Below are 18316 nucleotides of genomic sequence, written 5' to 3'. Positions count from 1 at the left end.
GGTAGTGATTGCCTACCTACTTACACGAAGCGGCCAGCAGAGAGCCTATGCTTTCTGCTGGCTGTTTTGTTTTAAAATAAAAAGCGGATCACCACCTGACAAGTGATCCTAGATGAAGGTATTAAATATAACGACAATTGTTGGCACCCAAACCAGCAAAGCGATACCGCCAGTTATGATCAGCGCCTTCTTGCTTACTTGCGGAATCAGGGTAATCTTCTGATCAAGGGATTGGTGATTGATTTGCTTGGCAGTATTGGGAGTGGTGAGGGTAACCTTCTTAACGCTTTTGGCCTTGGACACGTCACTGGTCTGAGACATTGCCGCCTGATCGACGGGCTGCTGGCTATTGTCGACAACTGATACCGCTACTGTTGCCGTGGCCTGCTTGTTATCACTGGCTGCGGTTGAGTTGGTTGCGCTTGCGCTGTCACTGGCCGCGGCAGTGGTACTGTTGGTACTGGCCGCATCTTGACTAGTGTTGGTCCGACTAGCTGAGCTCTGGCTGGCCTTACTGGTCTTAGTATCATTGCTCGTAGAGGAACTGTCGGCAGTACTTGCTGAGCAGCTGCTGTTCGCCTGACTGTTATCGCTGGCTGCGGGTGCTTTAATACTCTGACTGCTATCGGTTGGCGGTGTGACCCGGTCGGCTGAAGCAGGGGCAGCCAGGGCCAGTCCTAATAGCAGGGTAATTCCTATCGTTAAAAGTGTTCCAATCTTAAATCGGCTTTTCATGCCAATTCCTCCAATTTTAATTTCCATTATTAATTATACCGGCCCGTCAAACGTTTTCAACTACCAATTCACCTGCATTGGGCAATTCGCTGCCAGGCCGCCGTAGCGAGAAGCCACCAGCCGCTGGCCAGACACAATCCGGCGAACACATCGCTGGTGAAGTGGTTGCGCAGGTAGACCCGCGAGGCCATGACCAATATGATCCAGGATCCGGCCGCCAATCCCACGACGATTCGTTGCCAACGCCTCTTAAGATGGGGCCAAATGAGGGCCGCTACTGTCAGAACAAAAACGGTCGTCGCAAAGGTGTGGCCACTGGGAAAGCTGAACCCATGAGCGGGGATCAATTTATGTTCGGGCCGGGGACGGCGGAGACTGTACTTGACAGCGATCACCAACAGGTACCCTACGAGCTGGAGACTGGCAAATTGCAGACCGCGGATAAATCGACGGCGCCACCAGAAAAGAATCCCGATGAGGATCGATAAGGGCAAGAGTATCATTGGATCACCAAGGTGGGTAATCGTTGTGAACACCCGGGTTCGGACGGCTGTAGTGGGTTGCGGGAGCTGATAGCCCCATTGATCAAGCTGATGAATCCAGCTGGCATCGCCCTGGACGCCCAGGAGAAAGATGGCAAAGATCAGCCAGCAGCCAATCCCGGCCAGGAGTTTTGTGTATTTTTTCATCTTATTAACTTCACCTGAAATTTTGTCAAACTACCTCTATTATACCGATTGATGAGGCAATTCGCCAAGATTAGCCTGTAAGTTATGGCTAAACGTGTTAAAATGATTAACGATTTTCAATTTTAAAAGTATTGGAGAGAGAATTGTGAAGATAAGTAAGAACCTGCCACTGGCAATTGCGACGGTGGTGCTGGGGGTCGTAGTAGGTTTCAGTTCCCTGCTGGTCAGCGTTGCCCTGGATTTAACTGAGAAACTGTTCCTGCACTTTCAGGAGAACAACCTGGTTCCCGTGGACGTTTCTGCCGGCGGGATGCGGCGTTTTGCCTCGGTCCTGATCGGGGGGATCATTTCAGCAATCATCTGGTACCTCCTGCAGCGCAACTACAAGCCGGTCAAGCTGGGGAAGGCCGTGAAGGGACAGCAGATGCCGCTAGCTAAGACCCTGATCCACGTCTACACGCAGATCTTCTTCGTGGGGACGGGGAACTCCATCGGTCGGGAACTGGCACCACGGGAAGCCGGTGCTGCCCTGGCCCAGAAATGGGAGAACCTCTTCCAGGATAACAAGTTCCTGGGGCTGGACGCCGAAGACCGGCGGATGATCACGGCCGCCGCAGCGGGGGCCGGATTTGCCGGGGTCTACATTGCGCCAATCACCGGGGCCGTTTTCTGCATGGAGCTTCTGTACAAGAAGATCAACGCCCGGGTCATTGCCGTCAGCCTGACGATGTCCGTAATTGCCACCCTGATCGGGTCGATCGTTAAGGGCTACCAGCCATACTACCTGGTTGGCCCTAAGAGCTTCCAGTTGCAGATCCTCCCGCTGGCCCTGATCCTCGGTCTGGTCTGCGGCTTTCTGGGAACCCTGTTTAAGAAGTACATCGGGGTAGCGAAGGCACACCGGGCAACCAAGATCAACGTTTTGGCACAGCTGCCAGCAGTAGCCGCTGTCACCGGTGGAATCGCCGCCTTCTTTCCCCAGATCATGGGAAATGGTCGGGGGTTAGCCCAGATGGCTATGAACACCACTTCCCATAGCAAGGCGGTGATCCTGGCCCTGCTCTTTGGCCTGGTCGCCAAGGTCCTCGTAACCCTGTTTGTCATGAAGTGCGGTGGTTACGGTGGGGTCCTGACACCGTCAATCGCGGTTGGTGCCGTTATTGGTGCCTTTGCCGGAATGGCCTACATTAGCTTCGTGCCCGGTGTTACGATGGCCCAAGCGGCGGTCTTAGGAGCAACCTTCCTGCTGGCGGCCTCACAGCAGGCCCCGCTGATGGCGATGTTCATGCTGTTTGAAGTTTGTCACCTGAACTTCTCCGCCTTCCTGCCGCTGGCAATGGGGGTAGCGATCTCAATCGCCCTGTCCAAGTGGCTGCAAACCAAGGCCTTTTTCGCCTAAATTCAACAAAAAGTGTCCATGAACTTAATCATGGGCACTTTTTTGATTGGGAAGGGACTACTTTTGCTGATTATCGTCATCGTGAATGGTGATGTTCTCCTCTTGGTCGACGTTATAGCGGGCCAGCAGGATCTGTTGGTACTTGTCCTCGATGACTTTGTCAACGGCCGTATCGTCAATCTTAGGAATCTCCTGCCGAACCTTGTCGAGAACCTCGTCGTTAAATTGCATCTCTGGCTTAACGGCCTCCTTGTCGGTCAGCACGGCTACCGTCTGGTCGTAGTCGAGCTCGTGGGTGTCCCAGTTGGAACGGTCCGCGTCCGGTTGGTGAAGGACGTCGTCACGGTCCTTCAGATCCTTGCGGAAGCCGTTCTCGTCATATTCGTACTTTTCATCTGCCATCTATCTTCACTCCTTACCATAATAATTTAGCGCACTCTGTTTTGCCTGTCTACTTTTCCTGTTCTGGCCTTATAATAGGGATGAGGAGGGGAGTGCAATGAAAAAGAATCCGCAACGGCGTTATGTCATTCTGCTGACAATCTTTATCGTGGCCTGCTTTATGCTGCTGGCCTTGTCAGAAGAGATTGCCAAATACTAAAAAAAACTGGGCTTAATCACCCAGCTTTTTAATTTTAGTTGGAATAGGCGGCCTGCATCTGCTTGACGGTACTCGTGATATCCTGGCTGCCGAGGATCATGGAGATGACAGCTACCCCGGCAACCCCCGTATTGAGGACTGCATTCAGATTGTCCCGGCTAATCCCGCCGATGGCAACCATGGGGTGCTGGCTGGCCGCGTTCAGCTGGGCCAGCTGCCCGACACCGGTGGCCGGGTCGGCATCCCCCTTGGAGTTAGTGGGGAAGACAGGGCCCGTCCCGACATAGTCAACAGCAGCTAGGCGGTTGGCCTTGGCAATCTCTGCGGCCGTATTGCAGGAGTAACCGATCAAGAGCTTCCCGGCGGCCCGCTGAATGACCTCCTCGATCCGCTAGTCCTTCTGGCCGACGTGAACCCCATCTGCCCCGACCTTCAGGGCCAGTTCCTCGTCATCATCAATGAAGTAGGGAACGTAGTACTGGTGGGTGAGCTTACGCAGCCGCATAGCCATATCGATCGTCGCCGCTTTGCTGAGCTGGGAGCCGTCCTTTTCTCGGTATTGAAAGGCGGTCACGCCAGCCTTGAGGGCGGCCTCGACATCGCGCAAGAAGCGTTCGGGGTCGTTGCCGACGTCCTGGGTCCCGCCGACTAGGTAAAACTTGAGCATGTTGGAATCAAAAGCAGTTATCAGTCATCCTCCTTAATCTTGGCCCAATGGTTGAGGGGACCATGGCCGTGACCGACGTTGATCCCATCGCGAATAGTTGCTTCGACATAGGCCTTACCAGTCCGGATCGCCTCTTCCATCGTGTGGCCCTTTGCCCGTTCCGCCGTGATGCAGGCTGAAATGGTATCACTGGTGCCGTGGGTGTTATGCGTGTCAACCCGTGGAGCCGTCATCCAGAAGCTCTTGCCGTCAGCGAGCAGGGCAAAGTCGTTGGCCTCATCTGCGCTGTTGAAGTGGCCGCCCTTGACCAGGACGTTCTTGGCCCCGAGCGCCTGCAATTTCTTGCCGGCTGTAACCATCTCATCCTCGGTCGTAATCGTCATGCCCGTCAGTTTCTCGGCCTCAGGGAGGTTTGGGGTGACCAGGTTGGCCAGCGGAACCAATTCATCGCGAACTACGCTGATGGTATCTTCACTGAGCAGGGGTGCGCCGCCTTTAGCGATCATCACGGGGTCGACGGTGAGGGGGCCGAAGTCGTACTTTTTAAGGTTACGGACAATGGCCTTGACGTGTTCAGCATCGGCCAGCATCCCCGTCTTGCAGGCTCGGATATTCAGGTAGGCGGCGAGGGAGGCGAACTGTTCGTCGATCATCTTAGTCGGCATTGGAAAGGCGTCCTGGACCCCCAGGGTGTTCTGGGCGGTTACCGCGACTACGACCATGGTAGCGAAGACGTGCCGCATCTGCATTGTCTTCAAGTCCGCCGCGATTCCGGCACCGCCACCGCTGTCAGTGCCCGCAATTGTTAATGTTTGAGGAAAATCATTTGTCATCATTATCGTCCCTTTCATTTGCTAATTGGTCAGTCAGCCATTGACTATCCAGCTGGCTTAATTCATCGAAGAAACATGCCTGCCATCGCCCGAGTCCGGCTGCCTGCTGGGCGGCATTGGCCCCGGCGAGGCTGAAGAGCTTGGCTGCCAAAGCACTGCTGGCAATGGGGGTGTCGCCGACAGTCAGGTAGGCCGCGGTGATGCTGGACAGCATGTCGCCACTCCCCACGTTGACAGTCAGCATGGCCGCCCCCGTCGCGTTCAAGAAGGTGTCCTGGCCGTCCATCACGACATCGGTTGGCCCGGTGAGGCAAACACAGGTGTGATAGTGCTGGGCGCACTGCTTGGCCACGGGAACGGGCGCCGTCTGCTGGGCACCGGCATCGATGCCGTGACCGGCACTGTCGTAACCAGCCAGCGCAGCGATCTCGCTGGCATTTCCCCGAATGACGGTGAAGTAGTAATCATCCAGCAGCTGCTTGGCAATCTTCAGTCGATAGTCAACACTGCCGACGGCGACAGGATCCATAACCACCGGTCGCCGTCCTGCATTGGCGTCGAGGACCGCCCGGATCAGGCTTAACTGCGTCTGGTTGATGGTCCCGAGGTTGATCGTAATGGCATCGGCCAGGTTGACCATCTCGGCGGCTTCCTTGGGGGCCTTGGACATGATCGGTGAGGCCCCGCAGGCACTCAGCCCGTCCGCAACTTTATCAGCAGTTACGTCATTAGCAATGGTCAGCACGACCGGGTTCTTGCGGCGGACCTGGTCGACCAGTCGGCAGGGCAGATCAGCATTTTCCATTCTACAAACATCCCTTTCCAAAATAAAAACCGGCAATCGGAGGAACCTGATTGTCGGTTTGCACTATGATGCATTTCCCTACTCGAGTACTAACTCACAGGTTCTAGAATCCACGCTTAACGAGCGTATCTCAGTCCGGCACACGGACACTCCTAATGCGATTGTTTAATTGATCTTGAGGAATGATTGCGGCTGTTTTCTGCTGCGGACAGGTAACTAAGACTGTCTGATTATTTTACTTGATCCAGATAGGTCTTAACGCGCTCACTGAAATCACTTTGCGTAACTTCAATAGACATAATAATCACATCCTTATGTAGTCGCCAGATTCCCTACTTCTCAAGGTACTTAATCATCTGCGGCAGGACCTGGTTTATTTCCTGTTTCCCTGTTTCGTACAGCTCAACCAGCTTCTTGGTATTGCCCTCGATCCGGCTGACCTTGACCGGGTGCTGCGGGGCAAGGGTGAAGAACTGCTTTTCCTTGGTGAGGCGGTTGACCTCTTCGACCTGCTGGTTATACGCAGTGGGCCGGTTGATAGCCGCTTTGACGAAGATTGGGTATTCTGGATAGTAGCGGTGAAGGAGCTGGACGAGGGCCCGACTGGTCGCCTTCTTCCGGTAGTTGATGTCCCGGGTCCGCACAATGACAATCTTTTTAAAACCCTGCTGCTGGGCAATGTCGTATGGAATAGAATCGGCGACCCCACCGTCCATGCACAGGCCTTGGCTGGTCCGTTGCGGCTTGGCGATGATCGGCATTGATGAGGAAGCCTTCAGCGCCCGGGTCAGCTCATCCCCCACCGGGTCGGTGAAGGTTACAGCCTTTGCGTCGGTCATTCGAGTAGCGACGGCCGTGAAGTGCGAGGCTGAACGCCGGTATGCCTGGTCGTTGAAGTTCCGCCATTGCCAGCCATGGTCCTCAAAGAGGTAATCCAGGTTGATGATACTCTTGCGATGAAGCAGGTGGGTCAGTGAAATGTAGTCGCGGTCGTGGCGGTGGTGGATATTGATCATCGCTGGGCGGCCGTACTGTTTGGAGACAAAGTTGGCCCCGCACAGCGACCCGGCGGATACCCCGATCACACTGCAAAATTCAATGTGGTGCGCCAGGAAGGCATCAACCACCCCAGCGGTATACTGTCCCCGAAAGGCCCCGCCTTCTAGGACTAATGCTGCATCATATAACATAAAAGACGCTCCCTTAAAAGCATTGTATGTATTATACACTACTTTTTAGATATGACTCAGCCGGAAGTTCAAAGTGCTTTCTTAAACGAGCCCAACTGACAGGCATATGCTGGATGTTTTTCCGTGTATATCCGTATTGATCTCTTGTGTAAACGAGTATATACTTAAAGCGTAAAGTAGGTATATGTAGAAAAATTGGAGGGCTAATTATGGAAGAAGCGCTTAAATTAAGAAAATGGGGTAATTCCAATGCTATTCGCCTCCCTAAAGAGATGCTAAAGCAAGTTGGAATTACCCCTAATGATGATGAAGTTAGTGTGAATGTAACAAATGATTCAATTATCATCAAACCTAAAAAAGAAGAAAAACTACTAGATAAGTTGTTTAAGGACTACGATAGTGACCAGCCTTATCCATTTGAAGTGGTGAACAAAGGCGGTGCGATAGGTAAAGAATTATATTAACATTTTTTGTGCGAGTGAAATATAGTAGCGTTTGAACACGAAAAATTAATATAGAGAGGATTTGACGTTATGGCATTTAGCCATGAGCCTTACGGACGAGGCGACATTATTATTGTGTCAAATGATCTGAAGCCTAAGAATAACTACGAGCAGAAAGGAGTACGTCCTTGGCTGGTTGTAAGTAGAAGGTTACTAAATGAACGTGGCCCGTTTGTATGGGCCATACCATTCACAACCACCGAAAGAGAATATCCTCTGGCCTATAACTGGACACAGAAAGGGCCTAATACAGAAACCTATGGGACGTTATTATGCGATCAATTAGCCACATTAGATGTTAGTCATCGTTGGACTAAATTTATAGAACATACTGAGATACCCGGTGAGGTTGATTTAATGATTCAAGCTATTTTAGGCTATAAATAAAAAATCCATCAGAAATGGCTGATGGTAAAGACTATATGCTTAGATGACACCTTAAGTATATAGTCTTTTTTTATTTGCGTAAAGCAAACACATGTTTATTTATTTTTGCCCGAGGGTGTCGTCTTTTGTGCCTGGGGGACTCTTTGCATATTATCTATACGGTTTCAGACCGGAAATATTCAATAGTTAGTAGATAACAACTGATTGCACCTAGGTCGAAAAAAGATAATAATTAAGGAAACAGGGGTGTTTACGTGAGCATTAACTTGACTGATCGCCAGCGGGTTTGGCTGGCCCAACGCGAATATTGGGACTGGCGGGTCGGCCAGCAGGTTCAATTGCCGGATCAAACGCTCATTGGTCAAGTCGAGCGCGTCATCAATACCGCTGACGGCTTCCGGGATACGGTGGTGAAGCGCGGTCCGCGAAAAAAGATCGTCCTTCTGCGGGGCTCTGCGGGGATCTGCCATGGGGACCCAACCACCTGGACGAACGAGTGGCTGTGGGTCAACCTGCCGGTGGGGGATGCGATCCTCCACCAGCTGCCGGACATCCCTGCCGAGATGTGGACCGCCGCCAATTGCCTCAACCAGCTGATGGCAAACAACCCGGCTGCTACCTTTTACATTTATGGGCACTCCCTAGGTTCCATCAACGGGCAGTTTGCCCTGGCCAATTGCCGCTATCCGGAACGGGTAGCGGGAGCCTGGCTGTACGAGGGTCCCAACCTCTACTGGCTGCTGAATGCGCGGCAACGCAAGCGGATCCTGAACCTGCGCTGTCGAATCTTCAACTACATTGACTCGCGGGACGTGGTTGCCCTGGGTTATCTTGATGCTCAGCACACGATTGGCCTGCTGCAGATCGTGCAATGGATCCTGGTTAGTCCGATCGGTCAGCACATGTGGGGCGGCTACCAGTTCGATCAGACGGGCCGCTTGCTGTTGGCGGACGATGCCGAGCTGCAATACCGGTCCCTCCTTGACCGCTACCTGTTTGAGCGGGCCCAGCGTCAATCACATGGACATATCTCAAACACTTTCACTGAATAAGACCTATAATTGGCTTAAGAAGGTGGATAAAATGCTTTATATCGATATGAGCGATGACGAAGACTATTTCAAAGATCCAGTAATTCCAGAGGCACTGTCGGTCTACCTGCAAAAGGCACCCCAGTTTCAGGGACAAGAGCTATTGTATTTCTATCACCCGATGGGGCCGGTGGTAATTCTCGGCCACTATCAGGACGTCTATCATGAGGTCAACTTTCCCTACTTGCGTGAACACCAGATCGGTCTGGTCCGGCGCAATCCCGGCGGGGGAGCGGTCTTTGTTGATCCCGAGGATCTGACCTTTGTTTATATCGACACGGCCCAAAAGGTTAAGACGCCCAAGTTCTCCCACTACATTCAGCCGATCCTGGCAGCCTTGCACGAGGTCGGAATCGATGCTAAACAGACCGGCCGCAACGACTTGACCTACCAGGGGAAGAAATTCTCGGGGATGGCATTTGCCCAGATCGAGGATCGGGTTCTCTACGGCGGGACGCTGATGTTTGACGTGGACACGGCAACGGCCAATGCGGTCCTGACCCCGTCTAAATCCAAGCTGGCTGATAAGGGGATCAAGTCGGTCCGCAGCCGGGTTACTAACCTGAAGCCTTACATCAAGCAGGCGGGCTTCACTCGGGATGACCTCCAGCGACTCATCCTCAAACATGTCCGGGCCCTTAATCCTGACCTTCAGATGCGGCACCTAACGACTGCAGAGTGGGATGCTATTAAAGAACTGGCACGCACGAAGCTTGGTACCCACCAGTGGATCTATGGCAGCGGGCTGACGGATTATTACATTGACGCTTATTTTCACGGTGTCGGCAGCTTTGGTCTGGGCTTCAACGTCCGTGACAATCAGCTGGCCGATGTTAAAATTCACGGCGACCTGATCAGCATGAACCAGGCCACCGCCGACCAGTTGGAGAAACGCCTGACGGGCCAACCAGTCAACCGTGACACCCTTCAAGATACGCTGGCCGTTGCAGGCCTCGATAACTTATTGGCAGCCGGAGCCAGTGAAGAAATCGCCGGCAAGGTCGTTGAGGCGGTGACTAGCCATGACAATTAGCCGGGTAACCATTTTTCGACTGGACTGGGGACAGCTCTCCCCAATCTGGCATCCCGTAGTGGTGGCAGTGCAGACAGTTAGCGGCCAGTGCGGCTGGGGTGAGGCCGGAATTGCCTATGGGACTGGCGCCGCAGGGGTGGTTAGTGTCTTGAAAGAGTTGGCACCGCGGATCATCGGCCGCAACGCTTGGGACAGCAACGCGATCTGGGAAGATTTCTACGAGCATACCTTCTGGGCGAAGAACCCGGGAAGCACGATGTACGCCGCCATCAGTGCCCTGGATACGGCCATCTGGGACTTGAAGGCACGATCGATCCACCAGCCGCTCTATCAGCTGTTGGGCGGCAAGCTCCACTCACAGTTGCCAGCCTATGCCAGCCACATCGAATATGGCTGGGGTCCGTTTTCTCGTTACGTAACCGCCCCGCGTGATTTTGCGCGCCTAGCTAAACGGGTAGTTGAGCAGGGATATGCCGCCATCAAGGTCGACCCGATCACCCAGGAACGTGGACAAGGCCTGATTGACAATCGACGTTTGCTTAGTCCGGCACAGCTCGATCGCTACTATCAGCGGGTGGCGGCGATTCAGCACACTGTCGGTCCCGACGTCCGGATTATCATCGACTGTCACGCTAACCTCACCCGCTGGTCCGCTCAGCAGCTGGTTCAACGACTGGCGCCATTAGGAATCGACTACTATGAGGAACTGTTGCCGTCAATCGATCCGGCCCAGACGGTCCAGCTGGCGCGGGCGACGGGGGCTAACCTCGCTGTCGGTGAACACCTCACTGGTCCGCAGACCTACTTGCCGCTAATCAAAGACGTGACGATGGTCCAGCCCGACCTGGGCAACTGCGGTGGAATTACCGGTGCTATTAAGATCGCTGCTCTGGCCGAGACTAATGGGGTAGGTCTTCAATTGCACGTCTGTGGTAGCCCAATTGCCACCGCGGCCGCCCTCCAGTTTGAGGCGGCCTGCAGCATCTTCGTGATTCATGAGGAGCACGAGATTAATCTGAAGGACGCCAATTACCAGTCCGGACGGTACCACTATCAACCAGTAAATGGACAGTACCCGGTTCCCGACCGGCCGGGAATCGGTCAGGAACTGAGCCCGGCGGCCATTAAGCACGCGCGGATAACGATTATTAACTAAATGAAAAGCAGCCGGTGAACTTCAAACGGTTCACCGGCTGCTTTTGCTGTTTCTAGTGCTGATCAGGATGATCGCTGATCTCCTGCAAGGCCGCGCGTTGCTGCTTCTGGTCCACGTGGGTGTAGAGGTCGGTCGCGGAGGTTCCTTTCTGGCCCAATTGCTGAGCTACCAAAACCTGGTCCTTGGTGACGTCATAGAGTTCTGAGGCGAGGGTGTGGCGGAGCTTGTGGGGGGTCAGGGGATGACCGAAGGCGGTCGAGTACTTCTTGACCATCCGCTCAATGGAATTAGCGGTCATCCGCCGGGTCTCACCGTGGTAGACCGTCAGGAAGCAGGCAACATCCTTCTTAACGGCGTGGTAGCGCTGAGCCCGAACCTGCAGGTAGTTCTTCAGGTAGGGAATCGCCCAGGGTGCAATCGGCACCGAGTCGCGCTGGCCTCCTTTCCGGGTAACGTCAAGCAGCTGCTGCTTGAGATTGAGGTCACCCAGGTTGACGTTAGCGGCCTCGGAGACCCGGACCCCGGTGCCGAGGATCAGGGTGATGATGGCGATGTCCCGCTCCCGGTTGTGTTTGAAGGGGCGCCGTGCCCGCTTGTCGCACTTCTGCAGGTATTCGTTCTCAATAAAATTGATGAAGTCGAACTTCATCTGTCCCCGGTACATGTGGGAAGCCAGGGTATGGGCGCGGTAGTTCAGCGTCTTGGTATCATTGAGTGAGTCAATCTTCAGCATGACGTTGCGGTAGAAGTACGGCTCCCCATCCTTGACGTCGGCGGTGACCGTCAGGAACTTGAACAGCGAGCGCAGGGCGTTGATGGAGCGGTTGATCGAGGTTGGCGAGTTCAGATGGCCCTGGGCATTAGTGCTGTGCTTCAGGTGGTCGATATACAGCATGATGTCGTTGCGCCGGAGCTTAACCAGGGCGTCGACGGGGATGCCTTGGTTGTTTTCAGCTTTGACGAGGCCGCTGACCCGCAGCCAGTCGAAGAAACGACGGATCTCGGTCAGGTACTGGTAGGTCGTGGTGACGGCATGGTTGGTACCAAGGTAGTATTCGTTGACATAGTCCGGGAGCTTGGCGAGCTCCTCGTTGATCAGTTTAAGATACTTATCTGCTTCCAAAATGTTCACTCCATATTAATGCTAACCATATTATAGCCTATCTCGACGGTGGAGTTATCAATTAACTATGGATATGCTAATCACCCCTGATCACTCGCTAAGCGTGGCACCTCTTGCTATTAATATATATCCCAATTAAGTGTCCATTATGGTGTTGAATACATATGATAAATTAAACATATTTAATAGTTTTTTAAAACAGGTATAGAAACGTTGTAAGCGTACGCAACCATTGCAGTAATAGGTATTACAAGCAATTATTTATCCATATTTATAATAATGGTAATGAAAGGCAATTCGAGAAGGTTGCTTTTTATTATTATATTTATAATTATAGTTGTTGGATCATAAAAATATTAATCATAGTTTTATGATCTTTAATTTACCATTGCTTAAAGGGTGTAAAAAACAATGGTAAGGGAATTTTATAGAAAGGGAGAGTCGATGATGGTTTCAAAGAATAATAAGTATTAAAAAGAATTGTTGAACTCTCAACAAATTCCTCATTACGGTTTACGTAAATTAGGAATCGGGGTTGCTTCAGTGCTCTTGGGTACTACTTTCTACTTTGGCGGCAACATGGCAAACGTCCACGCGGATTTGACGCCAGCAGCTGCCGGTAACAATGACGCGACGCAACAACAAACCAATGTTAATAGTGCGGAGACTAATCAAGCGGTGACGCTGAAGGCAGGGACACAGACTAGTGCAGCTGGTAACTCTAGTGCACCAGCTAGTCAATCTAGTACGCCTGCTCCTCAAAGTGCAGCTGCACAGACTACTAATGTAGCAAGTTCAACTGGCAATAATAGTGCAACTCCTGCTTCTGCTTCGGTTGCAAGTAACGCTTTACAAGCAGGACAGAATAATGTCAATAGTTCAGCGCAATCAGCGGCGCCAAACAGTGCTAAAGCTAGTCAAACCAACGCGCCAGCTTCTAATGCGATTAATACAACCAATTCCGATGCATTAAAGGCTGAGCAGATGTTCACCTTAGGGGATGAACAGAATGCTGATATAACTGTTGTTGCTGATGGACAGACTATTCTAAATCCAGCGGCTCAGGATCCAGCAAAAGCAGATAATCACTATAGGCATTATAAGTATATTACAGCAGTGGATTTGAGCAAATCACTTCCGAAAGCTATCAAAGTTACATATACCAATCTTCAAAACAGTAGTTATAACGGAGTAAAGATCAAGAGCGCTGTTTATACATTTAGTAATTTCCAGAAATTCTCGAATCCAGATAATGTATCTCAATCTTACAATATAAGATTTTTCAGTAATCCATATGATGGATTTGATTATAGTGGGATTACAGATTTCCGGATTTCTATTCAATATTTTGCTGATTACCAAATGCAGCAACCAATTAATTTCATCAAGGGCAGTGCGTTCATTGGTTTTGCTTCATTAAATAATTATGATGGTAAGCATATCGAATTTGCTCGTGCCATTAATGGAACACCAATTTCATTGGCCGGCAGTACCGTTACCGCACATTCCGATGGTTGGCTGTATGCAGACAATGACAACCTTAACGGTAATATTTCTTGGATGGATCCGCAGACCGGTAAGGTTACCAATAATGCTTGGGATAATATTAGTGCTGGAACCTACGTCGGCGCAGGAATGGCCGAAGTAAGCGGGAACAACTTAGATGTTGAATTCCGTTCAACGGAAATTCGTCCTAATACTGGTTTATATGTTTGGTCCTTACTTAATACGGATATTCCGGCAACGGTCTATACAGATCCACAAGCATATACTATTAACGAGGTTATCCATTACCAGTATGCGGATGGTAAACAGGTACAGCCTGATTACACAAAGACATTGACATACCACCGAACAGGATACAAGGGTGTTAATGGTCACATTACCTACGATCAATTTGTACCGCAAAACTTCCCATCCGTTGACAGCCCTAAGATCGATGGCTATACTGCTGATCAGACGACGGTTGCCGAGATTCCTAACATTATGCCTAAAGTTGAAAACGGTAATGTTGTTAAGACTCCTGACTACGTACGTACCGTTGTTTACCGGCAGACTCAACAGGCTCAAGTTATTTATCGTGATGTCAATAATAGCAATAATCCGACAATCCTTGATCAAGACAGTCTGACTGGTATTACTGGGGAACCAATCGTTGATTCTAATGTTAATACTAAGGTTACAAACTTTGAGAATAGAGGATATGTTCTCAAAAACAATGGTTTCTCAACCGATACAGCCTATGACAACGATGTTTCAAAGACGCAAACGTTCTACATTGACTTTGTTCACGGAACACAGCCAATTACCCCAACGACTCCAGGTACTCCTGGTCAGCCAATTAATCCGAATGATCCAAACAGTCCAAATACCCAGACGGTACTGATAAAGACAGTTTGAATAAGACGATTACGTGGGCTATTCACTACACGGGTACAGGTGAGAATATTCCTAAGGATGTTCAGCAACCAGTTAACTTCACTCAAAGTGGGGTTATTGATAAGGTAACTGGTCAATGGATTAAGCCATTGACATGGTCAGCTACTAAACAGGATGTGGCAGAAGTAAGAACGCCGGTTATCAACGGCTACCACGTTACGAATGTTGATAAAGATAGCCAAGACAACGCTAATGTTGATAAGGTAACATTGCATAATGACGATAATAGCTATACCGTCACGGTTGCCTATGCACCAAATGGGAAGATTATCCCAGTTGATCCAAACTGCAAGCCAATTCCGAATGTTCCAACGCCGCAATATCCAACGGATCCAACTGACCCAACGAAGGTCACGCCAGATGAGCCTGTTCCGACTGTTCCAGGGACGAACCCTGAAACACCAACGGTTATGCCAAAGAACCCTGGCAAGGACACTGAAGTTACCTACAATGTTCCAACCAAGGACGAAGGGGTTGTCAACGTCATCGTTACCGACACCACCACTGGTCAGAACTTGACTGACTACGGTTGGGCAAGCGGTACTCAAAAGACTGTCACCAAGGTTGACTTTGATAAGCCAGGCACCATCAAGAAGCTTGAGGACGCCGGCTACAAGGTTACTAACCCTGACGTCACGGTTCCGGGCGAGGTAACTAAGGGCACGACCAATGTTGTCATCAAGGTTGAACACCAAATCGTACCAGTTACCCCTGATAAGCCGGGCAATGGCCTGAAGAATACCGACCTCACGAAGACGGTTACTAAAACTGTCCACTACGTCGGTGTCGGCGACCAGACTCCAACCGACAAGACGACGCAGCTGCACTTCACTGGAACGGCCTACTATGACGCTGTTACAGGGAAGTGGACGGATGCTAACGGCCACGAACTGAAGGACCAGACGAAGAACATTACCTGGACTGCTAAAGACGGCAATAAGTTCGCGGCGGTAGCAACGCCAACTGTTGATGGTTACACGGCCAAGGTTCAGGATGGCAACGGGAACGTCAAGGAACTGTCGAACATTGAGCCAACTTCCGGCAATATTGATGTCATCATCACCTACAGTAAGAATGGCCAGCCGACTACACCGACGAACCCAGAGAATCCAAACACACCGATGAATCCTGAAAAACCAACGGATAATCCAAATGGTCCGGAAACGCCGGTCAACCCAGGAACGCCAACGAATTCGAACACGTCAAACGGCCAGTCAGCGCCAGTTTACCCAGGTACTTCATTGTCAACTGGTTTGAACACGCCAACCAGTCCAACTAGTCCGATGAACCTGGCTAACTCTGGCGCAACAAGCGCAACTGTTCAGCCGCTTGCCAACAGCGGTGCTGGTTACGCAATGAGTAATAACCAGCATACCGCAACGGCACAGGGTGGCACATCATTACCACAAACTGGCAATAATGATGCCGTCTCCGCTGCTGCACTTGGCCTGATGGGCCTGGCTGCTGCTACGGGTCTTGGCCTTGGCGTGGCTAAGAAGCGTCATGAATAACCGGGATCTTAGATACATTGTGAATATAAGCATTGCTCATCGCCGAGGCTCTCTTAGTAAATAACCCCCTAGAATACCATCTTATTTACTTTAAAAATTATTGCTTGAAACCATACTGACAACGTTGAGCAGTGGAACGACCTGAAACCATTATGCGCTTCAGGCCGTTTTTTGGTATTTTAGAAATTAGCTGAGGAGACGTGAAATGATTATTAGAAAGCTTCAATTAGCCGATTTCGATCAGGTAATGGCGATTTGGTTCGCAGGCAGCATCAGCGCCCACCCCTTCGTCGACCGCGACTACTGGATTAGTCACCAGCCCATAGTTCATGATGCGCTATTGGATGCGGAGGTTCTGGTTGCGGTCGATGGCACAACCGTGTTGGGTTTTGCTGGCCTTCAGGATGATTATCTTGCCGGTATCTTCGTTCGGGATGAGGACCGTAATCATGGGATTGGAACGCAGCTTTTGCGAGCAATTAAGAAAAACCATTCTTCATTTACGCTGGCGGTATATGCCGAGAATGAGCGTGCCGTTCGATTCTACCGGCGGCAAGGGTTGTAGATTATCCGCCGCCAAGTCGATGAGACGGACAATGCCGAGTACATCAAGCGGTGGGCGAGGTAGCGAAGAGGACATTATTTTAGCAGACACACTGGGGGAGTGCTATAATAAAGGGCGATTACATCACGTGAGAGGGGCGCTTCTTAAAATGCGAATGGAGAAAAACAAGGCCTACGCCGAGGTCTTACGGCAGCTGTCAACTGCCGAGCTGCTGGATCGGTACTATGACAATCCTAAGCTGGTTGACCGAGTCCTGAAGGGCCACGGGGATACCGAGAAATTAAACGATGGTCCATTGACGATCAATGGGATCCAGATGTCAGAGCAGGATGTGCGCGATTATCTGATCATGCAACTCGTCAAGCGGGCTGATCCGGATCCGCGATAAATACAATAGCCGTCATTTCGGAGACGAGGTGACGGCTTTCTTTTGTTATGTTAAAATAATTAGTAATTGATGAGATTAATGTGAGAAAAGCAAGAGAGAGTGATTGATTATATGGTAGATTTGAACCAAGTCAAGCAACAAACCAAGCAGGGCCTGACTGAGCTGCTTGAACAGGCCCACCTTGAGGCCGGCGACATCTTCGTTCTAGGGCTGAGCACAAGTGAAGTCCGCGGGGGACAGATCGGTGAAGACTCAAGCATCGAGATCGGCCGCGCCATCGTAAAGACGATTATTGATACTCTGCAACCACTGGGAATCCACCTCGCCGTTCAGGGATGCCAGCACATTAACCGGGCCCTGGTCGTTGAGAAGGCGGTCGCCAAGCAGTACGGCCTCGAGCAGGTAATGGTTTACCCGCAAATCCATGCTGGCGGGGCTGGGCAGATTGCGGCCTTTGAGAATTTCAAAGAGCCGATTGAAGTGGAACACATCCAGGCGAATGCTGGGATGGATATCGGTGATACCGCCATTGGGATGCAAGTGAAGTTCGTCCAGGTGCCGGTGCGGACGTCCGTGAAGACGATCGGTCATGCCCACACGATCTACCTGTCATCACGTCCTAAGTACATCGGCGGCCCGCGCGCTAAGTACACCAGGGATCCTTTCAACCAGCAGCAGGAGGGGTAGCCAATGAAAAATAATCAACATTTGCGGCGTTTGACCCTGGCTGCGCTTCTGCTGGCGCTGTCGGTCGTCTTGGGGCGCTTCTTCATCATCCCCATTCCGTGGACCCATGGCTATATCAACCTCTGTGACGCCGGAATTTTGATCGCGGCCATGTTGCTGGGACCGGCATACGGAACTGCGGTCGGCGGCTTCGGGGGGATGTTTTTAGACCTGCTGTCCGGCTATCCCCAGTACGCCCTGTTTTCCCTGATCGCCCATGGCCTGGAAGGCTTTGCGACTGGTTACCTGACCCGGCGTGCTGGTGACCGGCGCGGCTACCAGATCTTAGCCCTGGTCGTTGGGGTGGTAGTGATGGCGCTCTGCTACTTCTTCAGTGACTCCTTCATGTACCACACCTGGATGGTCGGCTTCCTGAGCATCGGGGGCAACCTCCTGCAGGGGGCCATCGGGGGAGCCCTGGCCCTCTGGCTGGTACCGCACCTGCGCAAGATGATTCAATAATTATTATATATAA

The 18316-nt window shown here is 51.4% G+C and carries 19 protein-coding genes, 1 pseudogene and 1 riboswitch; of the genes and pseudogenes, 12 read left to right on the top strand and 8 right to left on the bottom strand.

Annotated features, from left to right (window positions below; translation table 11 throughout):
• Positions 1-108: 108 nt before the first annotated feature.
• Together QOS10_RS03415 and QOS10_RS03410 are read right to left on the bottom strand one after the other, a co-directional pair.
• The gene (locus QOS10_RS03415; RefSeq protein ID WP_283593730.1) at positions 109-735 is read right to left on the bottom strand and encodes a hypothetical protein; all 627 of its coding nucleotides are present in this window, start codon (positions 733-735) and stop codon (positions 109-111) included.
• 68 nt (positions 736-803) lie between these two features.
• Positions 804-1424, bottom strand: coding sequence for a phosphatase PAP2 family protein (locus QOS10_RS03410; protein WP_283593728.1), 621 nt, complete (start codon positions 1422-1424; stop codon positions 804-806).
• A 142-nt stretch (positions 1425-1566) separates the two neighbouring features.
• On the opposite strand from QOS10_RS03410, the gene QOS10_RS03405 reads away from it, so the two are divergent.
• Positions 1567-2823, top strand: a complete 1257-nt coding sequence (locus tag QOS10_RS03405) for a chloride channel protein (RefSeq protein WP_283593757.1) — start codon at positions 1567-1569, stop codon at positions 2821-2823.
• Positions 2824-2880: 57 nt separating this feature from the next.
• Here QOS10_RS03405 and QOS10_RS03400 read toward each other — a convergent pair whose 3' ends face one another.
• The 5 genes and pseudogenes from QOS10_RS03400 to QOS10_RS03380 form a co-directional block, all read right to left on the bottom strand.
• Positions 2881-3225, bottom strand: a complete 345-nt coding sequence (locus tag QOS10_RS03400; RefSeq protein ID WP_283593727.1) for a hypothetical protein — start codon at positions 3223-3225, stop codon at positions 2881-2883.
• Positions 3226-3458: 233 nt separating this feature from the next.
• A pseudogene (thiE, locus tag QOS10_RS03395) lies at positions 3459-4091 on the bottom strand (thiamine phosphate synthase).
• Between the two features lie 20 nt (positions 4092-4111).
• Positions 4112-4924: a bifunctional hydroxymethylpyrimidine kinase/phosphomethylpyrimidine kinase gene (gene thiD, locus QOS10_RS03390; protein ID WP_283593726.1), complete on the bottom strand. Its 813-nt coding sequence runs from the start codon at positions 4922-4924 to the stop codon at positions 4112-4114.
• Complete coding sequence (gene thiM, locus QOS10_RS03385; RefSeq protein WP_283593723.1) at positions 4914-5729, bottom strand: hydroxyethylthiazole kinase; 816 nt, start codon at positions 5727-5729, stop codon at positions 4914-4916. The genes thiD and thiM overlap by 11 nt, the downstream gene beginning before the upstream one ends.
• 58 nt (positions 5730-5787) lie before the next feature.
• Positions 5788-5893: riboswitch (TPP riboswitch) on the bottom strand.
• A 168-nt stretch (positions 5894-6061) separates the two neighbouring features.
• The gene (locus tag QOS10_RS03380) at positions 6062-6919 is read right to left on the bottom strand and encodes a patatin-like phospholipase family protein (RefSeq protein WP_283593721.1); all 858 of its coding nucleotides are present in this window, start codon (positions 6917-6919) and stop codon (positions 6062-6064) included.
• 209 nt (positions 6920-7128) lie between these two features.
• Between QOS10_RS03380 and QOS10_RS03375 the strand changes: the two genes are divergently transcribed.
• The 5 genes from QOS10_RS03375 (at position 7129) to QOS10_RS03355 (ending at position 11089) form a co-directional block, all read left to right on the top strand.
• Positions 7129-7383, top strand: coding sequence for an AbrB/MazE/SpoVT family DNA-binding domain-containing protein (locus QOS10_RS03375; RefSeq protein WP_283593718.1), 255 nt, complete (start codon positions 7129-7131; stop codon positions 7381-7383).
• A 69-nt stretch (positions 7384-7452) separates the two neighbouring features.
• Positions 7453-7809 carry a type II toxin-antitoxin system PemK/MazF family toxin gene (locus QOS10_RS03370; protein WP_283593715.1) on the top strand — a complete coding sequence of 119 codons (357 nt, stop codon included), beginning with the start codon at positions 7453-7455 and terminating at the stop codon, positions 7807-7809.
• A 254-nt stretch (positions 7810-8063) separates the two neighbouring features.
• Positions 8064-8861, top strand: coding sequence for an alpha/beta hydrolase family protein (locus QOS10_RS03365; protein ID WP_283593713.1), 798 nt, complete (start codon positions 8064-8066; stop codon positions 8859-8861).
• A 31-nt stretch (positions 8862-8892) separates the two neighbouring features.
• Positions 8893-9933 (top strand): lipoate--protein ligase, encoded by a 1041-nt coding sequence (locus QOS10_RS03360; RefSeq protein WP_283593711.1) that lies wholly within the window; start codon positions 8893-8895, stop codon positions 9931-9933.
• On the top strand, positions 9923-11089 hold the full coding sequence (locus QOS10_RS03355; RefSeq protein ID WP_283593710.1) for a mandelate racemase/muconate lactonizing enzyme family protein: 1167 nt from the start codon (positions 9923-9925) through the stop codon (positions 11087-11089). The genes QOS10_RS03360 and QOS10_RS03355 overlap by 11 nt, the downstream gene beginning before the upstream one ends.
• A 52-nt stretch (positions 11090-11141) precedes the next feature.
• On the opposite strand, the gene xerS is transcribed toward QOS10_RS03355, so the two are convergent.
• Positions 11142-12212, bottom strand: a complete 1071-nt coding sequence (gene xerS, locus QOS10_RS03350) for a tyrosine recombinase XerS (protein WP_283593708.1) — start codon at positions 12210-12212, stop codon at positions 11142-11144.
• 483 nt (positions 12213-12695) lie between these two features.
• Between xerS and QOS10_RS03345 the strand changes: the two genes are divergently transcribed.
• From QOS10_RS03345 to QOS10_RS03320, 6 genes are all read left to right on the top strand, one after another.
• Positions 12696-14612, top strand: coding sequence for a mucin-binding protein (locus QOS10_RS03345; protein ID WP_283593706.1), 1917 nt, complete (start codon positions 12696-12698; stop codon positions 14610-14612).
• Entirely contained in the window at positions 14609-16162 is a 1554-nt protein-coding gene (locus QOS10_RS03340; RefSeq protein ID WP_283593705.1) for a mucin-binding protein, read from the top strand. Before QOS10_RS03345 ends, QOS10_RS03340 begins: the two co-directional genes overlap by 4 nt.
• Before the next feature lie 205 nt (positions 16163-16367).
• Positions 16368-16727: a GNAT family N-acetyltransferase gene (locus QOS10_RS03335; RefSeq protein ID WP_283593704.1), complete on the top strand. Its 360-nt coding sequence runs from the start codon at positions 16368-16370 to the stop codon at positions 16725-16727.
• A gap of 148 nt (positions 16728-16875) precedes the next feature.
• Positions 16876-17115, top strand: a complete 240-nt coding sequence (locus QOS10_RS03330) for a hypothetical protein (RefSeq protein WP_283593703.1) — start codon at positions 16876-16878, stop codon at positions 17113-17115.
• A gap of 111 nt (positions 17116-17226) precedes the next feature.
• Entirely contained in the window at positions 17227-17802 is a 576-nt protein-coding gene (locus tag QOS10_RS03325) for a TIGR01440 family protein (RefSeq protein ID WP_283593701.1), read from the top strand.
• 3 nt (positions 17803-17805) lie between these two features.
• The gene (locus QOS10_RS03320) at positions 17806-18303 is read left to right on the top strand and encodes an ECF transporter S component (protein ID WP_283593699.1); all 498 of its coding nucleotides are present in this window, start codon (positions 17806-17808) and stop codon (positions 18301-18303) included.
• Positions 18304-18316: the final 13 nt, after the last annotated feature.

It is taken from the genome of Limosilactobacillus galli (assembly GCF_947381495.1).
GTDB lineage: Bacteria > Bacillota > Bacilli > Lactobacillales > Lactobacillaceae > Limosilactobacillus > Limosilactobacillus galli.
This window is presented reverse-complemented; position numbering and strand designations above follow the sequence as displayed.